Annotated in this window: 10 protein-coding genes; 9 read left to right on the top strand and 1 reads right to left on the bottom strand. The window is 44.2% G+C overall.

Features of this window, described 5'->3' with window-relative positions; translation table 11 throughout:
* Positions 1 to 41: 41 nt before the first annotated feature.
* The 9 genes from yycF to ftsY all read left to right on the top strand — a co-directional run bounded on the left by yycF (position 42) and on the right by ftsY (position 11,011).
* Positions 42 to 743, top strand: a complete 702-nt coding sequence (gene yycF / locus HMPREF0833_RS04465) for a response regulator YycF (protein ID WP_003015620.1) — start codon at positions 42 to 44, stop codon at positions 741 to 743.
* Positions 736 to 2,088, top strand: a complete 1,353-nt coding sequence (gene vicK / locus HMPREF0833_RS04460; protein WP_013903909.1) for a cell wall metabolism sensor histidine kinase VicK — start codon at positions 736 to 738, stop codon at positions 2,086 to 2,088. Before yycF ends, vicK begins: the two co-directional genes overlap by 8 nt.
* Positions 2,089 to 2,095: 7 nt before the next feature.
* Positions 2,096 to 2,905 carry an MBL fold metallo-hydrolase gene (locus HMPREF0833_RS04455; protein ID WP_003015609.1) on the top strand — a complete coding sequence of 270 codons (810 nt, stop codon included), beginning with the start codon at positions 2,096 to 2,098 and terminating at the stop codon, positions 2,903 to 2,905.
* A gap of 118 nt (positions 2,906 to 3,023) precedes the next feature.
* Entirely contained in the window at positions 3,024 to 3,410 is a 387-nt protein-coding gene (locus tag HMPREF0833_RS04450) for a YbaN family protein (protein ID WP_013903907.1), read from the top strand.
* Between the two features lie 99 nt (positions 3,411 to 3,509).
* Positions 3,510 to 4,211 carry a ribonuclease III gene (gene rnc, locus HMPREF0833_RS04445; RefSeq protein ID WP_013903906.1) on the top strand — a complete coding sequence of 234 codons (702 nt, stop codon included), beginning with the start codon at positions 3,510 to 3,512 and terminating at the stop codon, positions 4,209 to 4,211.
* Positions 4,202 to 7,738: a chromosome segregation protein SMC gene (smc, locus tag HMPREF0833_RS04440; protein ID WP_013903905.1), complete on the top strand. Its 3,537-nt coding sequence runs from the start codon at positions 4,202 to 4,204 to the stop codon at positions 7,736 to 7,738. Before rnc ends, smc begins: the two co-directional genes overlap by 10 nt.
* Entirely contained in the window at positions 7,728 to 8,534 is an 807-nt protein-coding gene (locus HMPREF0833_RS04435; RefSeq protein WP_013903904.1) for a Cof-type HAD-IIB family hydrolase, read from the top strand. Before smc ends, HMPREF0833_RS04435 begins: the two co-directional genes overlap by 11 nt.
* Positions 8,531 to 9,352 (top strand): Cof-type HAD-IIB family hydrolase, encoded by an 822-nt coding sequence (locus HMPREF0833_RS04430; RefSeq protein WP_013903903.1) that lies wholly within the window; start codon positions 8,531 to 8,533, stop codon positions 9,350 to 9,352. The genes HMPREF0833_RS04435 and HMPREF0833_RS04430 overlap by 4 nt, the downstream gene beginning before the upstream one ends.
* Positions 9,353 to 11,011 (top strand): signal recognition particle-docking protein FtsY, encoded by a 1,659-nt coding sequence (ftsY, locus tag HMPREF0833_RS04425; protein WP_013903902.1) that lies wholly within the window; start codon positions 9,353 to 9,355, stop codon positions 11,009 to 11,011.
* Between the two features lie 91 nt (positions 11,012 to 11,102).
* Here ftsY and zwf read toward each other — a convergent pair whose 3' ends face one another.
* The gene (zwf, locus tag HMPREF0833_RS04420; protein ID WP_013903901.1) at positions 11,103 to 12,569 is read right to left on the bottom strand and encodes a glucose-6-phosphate dehydrogenase; all 1,467 of its coding nucleotides are present in this window, start codon (positions 12,567 to 12,569) and stop codon (positions 11,103 to 11,105) included.
* Positions 12,570 to 12,687 lie beyond the last annotated feature (118 nt).

The following is a 12,687-nucleotide window of genomic DNA, read 5'->3' as shown; positions in this document are numbered from 1 at the left end:
AGATTGATAAGGAAAAGTAGCATTAGAAACAGGTATGTAAGATGAAAAAAATATTAGTAGTTGATGATGAAAAACCAATTTCAGACATTATCAAATTTAACATGGCGAAAGAGGGCTATGAGGTATTGACAGCCTTTGATGGTCGGGAAGCATTGGAAGTCTTTGCAGCTGAAAATCCAGATGTTATTATTCTAGATTTGATGTTACCAGAGATTGATGGTTTGGAAGTGGCGCGGACGATTCGTAAGACCAGTAATGTGCCGATCATTGTCCTATCTGCCAAGGATACGGAATTTGATAAGGTCATTGGGCTTGAAATTGGGGCAGATGACTATGTGACCAAACCCTTCTCGAATCGGGAATTGCAAGCGCGTGTGAAAGCCTTGTTGCGTCGTTCTGAGTTTGCGGCTGATCCTCAGCTTGAAAATGATGCCGATACGGAAATTGTCATTGGTGATCTTCACATTCTTCCAGATGCTTTTTTGGTTCAAAAAGGCAACAAAGAATTGGACTTGACCCATCGCGAATTTGAATTGCTCTATCACCTTGCGACCCATGTTGGTCAAGTGATGACCCGTGAGCACCTTCTTGAGACGGTGTGGGGCTATGATTACTTTGGTGATGTTCGGACAGTGGACGTGACGGTTCGTCGTTTGCGTGAAAAAATCGAGGACACACCGGGACGTCCAGAATATATCTTGACTCGCCGTGGTGTTGGATATTATATGAGAAACAATGATTGATCAACTAAAACAATTTGTAATGTCGTCGAACTTTGTCTTTGTTCTGATTACGGTTGGGTTTATCATTGTGGTAGCCTTGCTTTTGCTAGAAAACCGTAGGGACAATATCAAGCTCAGACAATTAAACTCCAAAATTAAAGATCTGATTGCAGGGGACTATTCCGAAGTGGTCGACATGCAAGGAAGTCCAGAGCTGACAGATATGACCAATAGCATTAATGATCTGTCTGAGGTTATTCGCCTGACGCATGAAAACTTGGAACAAGAAACCAAGCGTTTGACCAGTATCCTTTCTTACATGACAGATGGGGTGCTTGCGACCAACAGACGTGGTCAGATCATCATGGTCAATGAAATGGCAGCCAAGCAATTGAATGTTAATCCAGATGAGGTGCTCAATACCAGTATTCTGGATTTGCTTTCGCTTGGGGATGACTATGATCTGCGAAGCTTGATTACTGAAGTACCAGAGTTGACCATTGATTCCCAGGATGAAAATGGAGAATACATAAGTCTTCGTGTGCGCTTTGCCTTGATTCGTCGCGAGTCAGGTTTTATCTCTGGTCTGGTAGCTGTCTTGCACGATACGACAGAGCAGGACAAGGAAGAGCGGGAACGTCGCCTCTTTGTCTCCAATGTGAGTCATGAATTACGGACACCTTTGACCAGTGTGAAATCCTATCTGGAAGCCCTAGACGATGGCGCTTTGTCAGAGCCGGTAGCACCAGATTTTGTCAAGGTTTCACTCAATGAAACCAACCGCATGATGCGCATGGTCACAGATCTATTGAGCTTGTCACGAATCGATAATGAAACCAGTCAGTTGGACATCGAGTTGACCAACTTTACGGCCTTTATCACCTTTATTTTGAACCGCTTTGATAAGATCAAGAGTCAATCGCAAGAAGATACCAAGAAGTATGAACTAATCCGAGAATACCCGATCACTCCAATCTGGGTGGAAATTGATACGGATAAAATGACCCAGGTGATCGATAATATCTTGAACAATGCCATCAAGTACTCACCTGATGGTGGAAAGATCAAGGTAGGGATGAGAACAACAGATGCCCAGTTGATTATTTCCATCTCAGATGAGGGTTTGGGGATTCCCAAGAAAGACTTGCCACGCATTTTTGATCGCTTTTACCGAGTGGATAAGGCGCGTAGCCGGGCCCAAGGTGGGACTGGTCTGGGCTTAGCCATTGCTAAGGAGATCATTAAACAACACAAAGGCTTTATTTGGGCCAAGAGTGAATATGGCAAGGGATCTACCTTTACCATTGTCTTGCCGTATGACAAAGATGCTATTAAAGACGACTGGGATACAGAAGAGGAAGAATAAGGAGTCAATGACAGAAAAGGGATTTAAGTATAGTATTTTAGCTTCAGGTTCTAGTGGGAATTCTTTCTACCTTGAGACACCAAAGAAAAAACTGCTTATTGATGCAGGGCTATCAGGGAAAAAGATTACGGGACTATTGGCTGAAATTGATCGCAAACCAGAAGACTTAGATGCCATTTTGATTACGCACGAACACTCAGATCATATTCATGGTGTGGGTGTTTTAGCGCGGAAATATGGCATGGATCTATATGCTAATGAAGCAACTTGGAAGGCAATGGAAGGCACCAAGTATCTAGGAAAGGTCGATGATGCTCAAAAGCACATCTTTGAAATGGGGAAGACCAAGACATTTGGCGATATCGATATCGAAAGTTTTGGTGTCAGTCACGATGCTGCAGCCCCTCAATTTTATCGCTTTATGAAGGATGGCAAGAGCTTCGTCATGCTGACGGATACGGGCTATGTGAGTGATCGCTTGGCAGGCATCGTCGCAGATGCGGATGGCTATCTGATTGAGTCCAACCACGATGTAGAGATCCTTCGAGCAGGTTCTTACGCTTGGCGCTTGAAGCAGCGGATCTTGTCAGACCTAGGCCACCTTTCTAACGAAGATGGTGCAGATGCCATGATCCGAACCTTGGGAAATCGCACCAAAAAGATTTATCTGGGACATTTGTCAAAAGAGAACAATATCAAAGAATTGGCCCATATGACCATGGAGAATCAACTGGCTCGAGCAGATCTAGCTGTTGGCCATGATTTTGAGGTGTTAGATACCTCGCCAGATACCGCGACCCCTTTGACGAAGATATAAAATAGAGAAAAGCAACTGTCACCTTGTTAGTTGCTTCCTTTTTTAAATATAGATGTAGTTTTTTCTTTTTTTGTTTACTGAAAAGGTTCGAAAATTGTATTGTGTGAAGGAGAAGTAAATGCGCCTTGTTTATCTTACGATTGGTTTTGTGTCTTTGGGATTAGGAATTATTGGGATTCCATTACCGATTTTACCGACGACTCCCTTTTTATTGCTATCGATGGCCTGCTTTGCTAAAAGTTCCAAACGCTTTGAAAAGTGGCTCTACCAAACCAAGCTTTATCAAACCTATGTAGCGGATTACCGAGAGACCAAATCGATTGCCAAAGAACGGAAGAAATGGATCCTTCTTCAGATCTACATTCTAATGGGGATTTCGATCTATTTGGCCCCGATTATTTGGGTGAAGCTTGCTCTAGTTGCTTTGACGATTTTTATCACCTATTATCTCTTAAAAGTGATCCCTAATAAGCCTGAAAATCCAACAGAAGAAAATCCTGATTAAAATTGGAGAATTCAGGCCCTAGAACTAGGAAAAGAAGTGCGTTCGTGCTTCTTTTTTGGTATACTTAAGAGTATAAATTTATTAGAAAGTAGGCTTCCTATGGAGAAATTACAAGCCCTGTTATTGGAACGGTTTCAGATCGTTTTTTCAGATAGCAGTTTATTAGATACAGCTTTTACGCATACCTCTTATGCCAATGAGCACCGCCTCTTAAAAATTTCACATAACGAACGTTTGGAATTTTTAGGAGACGCTGTTCTTCAATTAGTTATTTCCGAATATTTGTATAAGGAACACCCAAACAGACCGGAGGGAGATTTGTCTAAATTCCGTTCCATGATTGTCCGTGAAGAAAGTCTGGCTGGTTTTTCTCGAGATTGTCAATTTGATCGTTATATCAAACTAGGCAAGGGCGAAGAAAAATCTGGTGGTCGGGACCGCGATACGATTCTTGGCGATTTATTTGAAGCCTTTTTAGGTGCTCTTTTACTAGATCAAGGAGTGGAAGCAGTCAAACGCTTCATCTATCAGGTCATGATTCCAAAGGTTGAAACGGGTCAATTTTCTCAAGTCATTGACTACAAGACCCGCCTGCAAGAACTGTTGCAGGTTCACGGAGATGTGGAGATCCAATACCAAGTGGTTAGCGAGTCCGGTCCTGCTCATGCCAAAGAGTTTGAAGTAGAAGTGTTCGTGAACGGTCAAACGATGGGACATGGTCATGGTCGTTCCAAGAAATTAGCGGAGCAGGAAGCGGCCCGCAATGCAGTTGAAACGAGGAATGATTCCCCATGTATCTAAAAGAGATTGAAATCCAAGGCTTTAAATCCTTTGCGGATAAGACAAAAGTCGTGTTCGACAAGGGGGTTACTGCTGTTGTAGGGCCTAATGGATCTGGAAAATCAAATATCACGGAGAGCTTGCGTTGGGCCTTAGGGGAATCCAGTGTCAAGAGTCTACGTGGGGGCAAGATGCCCGATGTCATCTTTGCAGGGACAGAATCGCGTAAACCGTTGAATTATGCCTGTGTCACAGTTGTCTTAGATAACCAGGATGGTTTTATCCAGCAGGCAGATAAAGAAATTCGTGTCGAACGCCATATTTATCGCTCGGGAGACAGCGAGTACAAGATCGATGGTAAGAAAGTACGTCTCAGAGATGTTCACGATTTGTTCATGGATACGGGATTGGGACGTGATTCCTTCTCCATTATCTCTCAAGGACGGGTAGAGGAGATCTTTAACTCCAAACCGGAAGAACGACGGGCTATTTTTGAAGAAGCTGCAGGTGTCTTGAAATTTAAGACGCGGCGTAAGGAAACGGAGACCAAACTCAACCAAACCCAGGAGAATTTGGACCGTCTGGAAGACATCCTCTATGAATTAGAAGGACAGATCCAACCTCTTGAAAAGCAAGCGACTGTAGCTCGCCGTTTCTTGGAATTAGACCAAGAACGGCAGGTTCTCTTGCTGGATGTTTTAGTTGCTCAAGTCGATCTGACAAAAGAGCTCTACGAAAAAGCTGATCAAGAAGAAAAGGCTATTCAAGAACAGTTGGCTTCTTATTACCAACGTCGTCAGGTCTTAGAAGAAGAGAATGTACGCATCAAGAAAGCCCGTCATCAGTTGGATGAGAGCTTAGCTGAGGACCAGGCCAGCTTGCTTGAGGTCACTCGTTTGATCAGTGATTTAGAAAAGCAAATCGAAGTAGCTAAGTTGCAATCGAGTCAAGCAGCCCATAGTCGCAGGGAAAATCTTGAGCGGCTGGATGCTGTTTTGGCCCGTCTGGAAGAAGCGAAACAAGAGCTGGCTCAAAAACAAGAGACGCTAACTGTGCTTCAACAAAGACTGACAGAGAACCGGCAGCAACAAGAAGAGTTGGAAAAAGAATTAGCCAACTACGAAGAAGATCCGGAACAAGTCATTGAGCATCTACGCGAGCAGTATGTCGCGCTCTTGCAGACGGAGGCTGAAAAATCGAATGAGCGGACAGCTATTGAGAGCCGGATCCAAGCACTATTGCAAGAATCAAGCCATCGTCAAGAGGATTTGACCAAGGCACAAACAAACTTTGAAACTGCCAAGGAAAAAGAAGTCCGACAATTGGAAGAGTTGGATCAGGCACAAGCGACGGTCAAAGGTTTACTAGCAGAATACCAAGAGCAATTGGTAAAAGTGGAGCAGGCCAAAGCTGCCTACCAAGAGGCTCAAGAGGCCATGTTTGACTTGATGGATGAGAGCAAGAATAAGCGGGCGCGGATCAATAGCTTGGAAGCCATTCAGAAGAACCATAGTAACTTCTATGCTGGTGTCAAGAGCGTTTTGCAAGAAGCAGAACGGTTAGGAGGCATCTGTGGAGCTGTTAGTGAGAATTTGAGTTTCTCAAAAGACTACCAGACAGCGCTTGAAATTGCTCTGGGGGCTAGCAGCCAACAGATCATTGTTGAGGATGAAAAGGCCGCAACGCGAGCGATCGATTTCTTGAAACGCAATCGCTTGGGACGGGCAACCTTCCTTCCGCTAACGACGATCAAAGCCCGTCAACTATCTCCTCGGAATTTGGAATTGGTTCAAGCCAGTGCAGGATTTCTAGGAATTGCGAGTGACTTAGTGACCTATGAAAATCGTTTTGAACAGATTTTCCAAAACCTGCTTGGCGTAACGGCCATCTTTGATACGACGGAGCATGCGCGTGAGGCGGCCCGTAAAGTCAACTATCAAGTTCGGATGGTGACCTTGGATGGGACCGAATTGCGGACCGGAGGATCGTATGCCGGTGGTGCCAATCGTTCCCAAAATACGGTCTTTGTCAAACCAGAATTGGATAGTTTGAAGCAGGAAATGCAAGCTCTGGATGCTCGTTTGAGAGAAGCAGAGCAGGAGGTAGAGACAAAGGACAATCTGCTCAAGCAGGCGCAAGAATACCTAGCCTCTATTCAAAGCCAGGGTGAGCAAGCGCGTCTAGAGCAACAGCGGGCCCAATTGGCCTACCAACAAAGCCAAGAGCAACTGAAAGAAATTCAGGAACTCTTAGAAGCTTTGAAGTCAGAATTGGCAACAGATGCGACCCAGTCTCTCCAAGAAGAGCTGGAGTCCCTTACTGAGCAATTGGCAGAAATTGAGCTTCAAAAAGAAAACTTAAATCGCGATATTGAAACCATGAAGTCCGATAAAGATGTTCTGCAACAAAAAGTACAAAACTTGCAAGAGCAATTGGCAGAATTGCGACTTCAACAGACGGAATATAAGAGCCAACAAAGCTACGAACAAACAGATGCTCGTCGCTTGGAAGAAACGATCTCCCAGTTGGAAGTAGAAGAGCATCAGTTGCAATTGCTGATTGAACAAGGCGAGGCCCAAGTTCAGACAGTGGATGTGGAGCAGCTAGCCAATCAATTGGCACAGGCCCAAGCTAAGAAAACGGACTTGGAACAAGGAGTTATTCGGAAACGCTTTGAGCTGGATGATTTGGAAGGCCAGGCCGAAGATGTTGCAGAACAGATGGAACAAGCTCGCAAGAAAAACGAAGAGTGGATTCGTCAACAAGCCAAGGCTGAAGCGACGCGTGAAAAGCATGCGGATCGTTTGAACAAGCTTTTAACGCAAATTAACGATGAATTCATGCAAAGCTTTGACCAAGCCAAAGAGCAGGCCAAACCTGTTGAAAATCTTGCGGCAGCTGAAAACCAGCTCAAGAGCATCGAAAAAGATATTAAGGCACTTGGTCCAGTCAATGTGGATGCGATCGGGCAGTATGATGAGGTGAAGGGACGCTTTGATTTCCTTTCGAGCCAGCGTGAGGATGTCTTGGCTGCGAAAAACATGCTTCTGTCTACTATCAACGACATGAATGACGAGGTTAAGGAACGCTTTAAATCAACTTTTGAAGCCATTCGTGAATCCTTTAAAGTTACTTTCCGTCAAATGTTTGGTGGGGGTTCTGCTGATTTGATTCTGACAGAGCCAGATCTTCTGACAGCTGGTGTTGAGATTTCTGTGCAGCCACCTGGTAAAAAGATCCAATCCTTAAACCTCATGAGTGGTGGAGAAAAGGCCTTGTCTGCCTTGGCTCTCTTGTTCTCGATTATTCGTGTCAAGACTATTCCATTTGTCATTCTGGATGAGGTAGAGGCTGCCCTAGATGAGGCCAATGTCAAGCGCTTTGGGGATTATTTAAACCGCTTTGATAAGGAAAGCCAGTTTATTGTCGTGACGCACCGGAAGGGAACTATGTCGGCTGCAGATTCCATCTATGGTGTGACCATGCAAGAATCTGGGGTTTCTAAAATCGTCTCAGTAAAATTGAAAGACTTAGAAAATGAAGAATAATGATATTAAATTGATCGCTACGGATATGGATGGAACTTTTCTAAATGACCAACATCAGTATGATCAAGACCTTTTACGCAAGGTTTTAGTAAGTTGCAAAGAAAAAGGCATCTATTTTGCTGCTGCGAGTGGCCGTGCCCTCCTTTCTCTCAAATCCCTCTTTAAAGGATTTGAGGACCAGATGATTTTCATTGCTGAAAATGGTAGTGTGGTAGAATTTCATGGAGAAGATCTCTACGAAGCGACCATGTCCAAAGACTTTTATTTGGGTGTTTTTGAGGCTTTGAAATCCTCACCTTATGCAGACCCGAATAAGCTTCTTTTGACTGGGAAAAAAGGGAGCTATGTCTTAGAAACAGTAGATCCCGACTATCTGGCCTTGAGTCAGAACTACAATGAAAACATTCAAAAAGTGAAAAGCCTAGCAGATATTCAGGATGAAATTTTCAAATTGACCACCAACTTTGATGCAGCTCTTGTACTTGAAGGTGAACAATGGGTCACTGAGAATATCCCCGGTGTCAAAGCGATGACGACAGGTTTTGAATCGATTGATATTGTCCTCGATTATGTCGATAAGGGAGTGGCCATTACCGCCTTAGCGGATAAATTAGGGATCTCGATGGATCAGGTGATGGCTTTCGGGGATAACTTAAATGACCTCCATATGATGCAAGTCGTGGGCCATCCTGTAGCGCCAGAAAATGCACGTCCTGAAATCTTAGCGATTGCTGAAACAGTCATCGGTCACCATGTAACTGGTTCTGTCCTACGCTACATGGAGGAAATTGTATGAGTCAGATTTCCTTGATTGCGCTGGATTTAGATGGGACCCTTCTCAATTCTGAAAAAAAGATCTCCCCTCGCAATAGAGCAGCCCTCGCTGCTGCACAGGCCCAAGGTGTCAAGGTGGTTCTAACCACTGGTCGTCCCTTGAAAGCCATGGATTTTCTTTTGGAAGAATTGGGAACAGCAGGCCTCGAAGAAGAGTATACGATTACCTTCAACGGTGGTCTAGTGCAGCGAAATAATGGAGAAATCCTCTCAAAAGTTGTCCTGGCACCAGAAGATGTCGCAACCATTCATGATGAAACAGCCCGTCTAGGCCTTCCGCTGGATGCTATCAGTGAGGGAACGGTTTATGAGATTCATGCAGATCGAAAGTCTCTCTATTCCCTTTACAATCCCTACCTGAACTTTATTGAAACAGATTTTAAAGACCTGCCGTCCACGATTTCCTACAACAAGTGTGTGACAGCCGTCGATCAAGACTTTTTAGATGCAGCTATCAAGCAGATTAGGACGGACTTATTTCAAGACTATGAAATATTTAAATCTCGGGAAATGTTGCTGGAATGGTGCCCTAAAAATGTTCACAAGGCGACAGGTTTAGAGGCACTGGCAGCTATTTTGGGTCTTAAGGCAGATCAAGTCATGGCCTGTGGAGATGAAGCCAATGACCTGTCTATGATCCAGTGGGCTGGACTAGGGGTTGCCATGGGCAATGCGATTCCAGCAGTGAAGGAAGTTGCAGCGCTTGTGGCCCCTGTGACCAATGACCAGGATGCCGTCGCATGGGCAATTGAAAATTATGTGCTAAAGGAGAGTGAATAAATGGGATTATTTGATCGTTTATTTGGAAAAAAAGAAGAAACTGAAAAAGTGCTTCCGTCTTCTGAAGAAGTGACGGAAAGTACTGAGGGTGAAGAAACTGTCAAAGAGGAGCCGGCGGCTACCCGAAATGACAAGGAAGAGCAAAAAATCGCTGATATGGAAGCTTATTACCAAGAGCTCAAAGCGCGAATTGCAGCCACTCATCAACCTGTTTCAACCGTCGCTCAAGAAGAGCCGGCAGAGGAACCTCTTATTGAAGAAAAAGTGACATCAGAGACTCATGAAGATCAAGCACCAGTAGAGGAGTCTCCAGTTGTCTTTGAACCTGCTCAAACAGAAGCAAGTCCTGAAGAAGTTTCACCACTAGCTGATGAAACGGAGACTGAGCCTCTTGAAGAAGTGAAAATGGAAGCGGAAGAAACTGAAAATGGTGAGGAAGCAGATGGGGCTGATAGTTCAGAAAGGAAAGAAGAGTCACCAATTGCCTCTCCATCACCTGACGCTGAGCAAGTAGAAGGGAGCACGAAAGAAGAGAAGGTTCCAGAACTAGTAGAAGCTCAGGATGCTGTCCCAGAACCTGAAGTATCAGAAGCGATCGCTCAAGTAGAGGAAACTTCTGAAGTAGCAGAAGCCGAGTCCAGACTTCCTGAAGGAGAAGCAGCATCAGTCGTTGAGGAAAGAACTGTTGAAGAGGCAGAGGAGCCGATTCCAGACGAGGTTGATCCTCAGCAAGAAACCATTCAGGAAAAATACGATCGTAGCTTGAAAAAGACACGGACTGGATTTGGAGCACGTCTCAATGCTTTCTTTGCTAATTTCCGTTCAGTCGATGAAGAATTCTTTGATGAATTGGAAGAACTCTTGATCATGAGTGACGTTGGGGTTCAAGTGGCCTCTAATTTAACCGAAGAGTTGCGCTATGAAGCCCGTTTGGAAAATGCCAAAAAACCAGATGCTCTCAAGCGCGTGATCATCGAAAAATTGGTGGACTTGTATGAAAAGGATGGCCAATTTAATGAAGCCATTCGTTTTCAAGATGGTCTCACGGTCATGCTCTTTGTTGGGGTCAATGGAGTTGGGAAAACAACCTCTATCGGGAAGTTAGCCCACCGCTACAAACAAGAGGGCAAGAAAGTCATGTTGGTTGCAGCAGATACTTTCCGTGCAGGAGCAGTGGCTCAACTGGCAGAATGGGGACGCCGTGTAGATGTTCCAGTTGTAACAGGTCCTGAAAAATCAGATCCTGCTAGTGTCGTCTTTGATGGAATGGAACGCGCGATCGCTGAAAACATCGATGTTCTGATGATTGATACAGCTGGTCGTCTGCAAAACAAGGACAACCTCATGGCGGAGCTTGAAAAAATCGGCCGGATTATAAAGCGAGTAGTGCCTGATGCACCGCATGAAACCTTGCTGGCCCTCGATGCATCAACTGGTCAAAATGCCTTGGTGCAGGCCAAAGAATTTTCAAAAATTACACCTGTGACAGGAATTGTATTGACCAAGATCGATGGAACGGCTCGAGGTGGGGTCGTCCTTGCGATCCGTGAAGAGTTGGACATCCCAGTGAAGTTGATTGGATTTGGAGAAAAGATTGATGACATCGGACCATTCCATTCAGAAAACTTCATGAGAGGCCTCTTGGAAGGCTTGATTTAAGAGTCGAATAGAAAAAGACAAATTGTTATTATGACAATTTGTCTTTTTGTTTCCTTGCGCTATCAAAAAAACCACCCGAAGGCGGATTTCCTTAATTCTTAGGTTCAGGTTTCCAAACCCATTCGGCTCCGTATTCTGCAAGGAGATCATCGGATGCAGTTGGTCCCATGGATCCAGACTTGTATTCATAGAGCGGTGCACCATTTTCGGCCCATAGTTTTTCAATCCGGTCAATCAATTGCCATGAAGCACGAACTTCGTGCCAGTGGCTGTAGTTGGTTGAGTCATTGTTCAAAACGTCGAAAATTAATTTTTCATAAGGCTCTGGTGAAGCTCCAGTTGCGGTCGCATCTGTTTCGTAATCAAAGGAAATTGGTGCGATACTGAATTTTTCTCCGACCTCTTTTCCGTTGATGCTCAATGAGAAACCTTCGTTTGGTTGGATATAAATGGTCAAGACATTTGGTTGCAAACTATGTCCAAAGATGGAGTCGGTTTGCTTGAAGACCACATTGACCATGGTTCCTTTTTGCGTCAAGCGTTTTCCGGTACGGAAAAAGAAAGGTACTCCGCGGAAGCGATCGCTATCAACAAAGAACGTACCAGAAGCATAGGTTTCTGTAGTAGATTCAGGGTAGACATTGGGCTCACTGCGATAAGAGATATCTTTTTTCCCTTCGATCGTACCTGAACGGTATTGACCACGGATAAAGAATTTCTTTAATTCGTCATCTGTTGGATTGTGCAATTGCTCAAAAACTTTGATCTTCTCTGCCCGAATCGCATCCTTAGTGAAGGTAGCTGGTTTATCCATGGCAAGCAAAGACAAAAGCTGAAGGGTGTGGTTTTGCACCATATCTCGAAGGGCCCCCGAGTGATCATAGTAGCCACCGCGTTCTTCAACCCCTAAGCGTTCAGCAAAAGTAATTTGGATATTGTCAATAAAATCTCGGTTCCAAAGATTATCAAAAATAAGATTTCCAAAACGAATGGCAAAGATATTTTGGATCATTTCTTTTCCAAGGTAATGGTCGATCCGGAAGATTTGTTCTTCATCAAAGGTTTCTTCCAATTCCTTGTTGAGCTGACTAGCTGTTTCCAAGTCTGTACCGAAAGGTTTTTCAACGATCAAGCGCTCAAAGCCTTGTCCATCCACAATACCCTCTGATTTGAGGTGTTTGGCAATAGTTCCAAAAAATTGAGGAGCCATGGACAAGAAGAAGACCTTGTTGTGTTCCGTTTGGTATTTTTCATCCAAGCTGTTTTGCAAATCGCGCAGGGCGATGTAATGTTCGGTATCATTGACATCGTGGCTTTGGTAGTAGAAATGACTAGCGAATTCTTGAGCTTGTTGAGGGCTATCTGCCAGATCTGTGATGGATTCTACCACGACTGATTCAAAGTATTCCTTGCTCCATGGTCTGCGAGCTGTTCCGATAACCGCAAAGTGTTCAGATAGATTTCCTGATTTATAGAGTCTAAAAAGGGATGGGTAGAGTTTGCGCTTGGCTAAATCTCCACTGGCCCCGAAAATGGTTACAATAACTTTTGAAGACATTTAAGTACCTATTTCCTATTTTATTAACCATATTTTACCATAAAATCTACAAGATTTCTTTGATGGAATCGTTGTTCCGAATATTTTCCGCTTGGATTAGAGGATTTGAGAGGAAAGC

This window comes from Streptococcus parasanguinis ATCC 15912, from assembly GCF_000164675.2.
Lineage (GTDB): Bacteria > Bacillota > Bacilli > Lactobacillales > Streptococcaceae > Streptococcus > Streptococcus parasanguinis.
The sequence above is the reverse complement of the archived record's forward strand: the minus strand, read 5'-3'. Positions and strand labels throughout refer to the sequence as shown.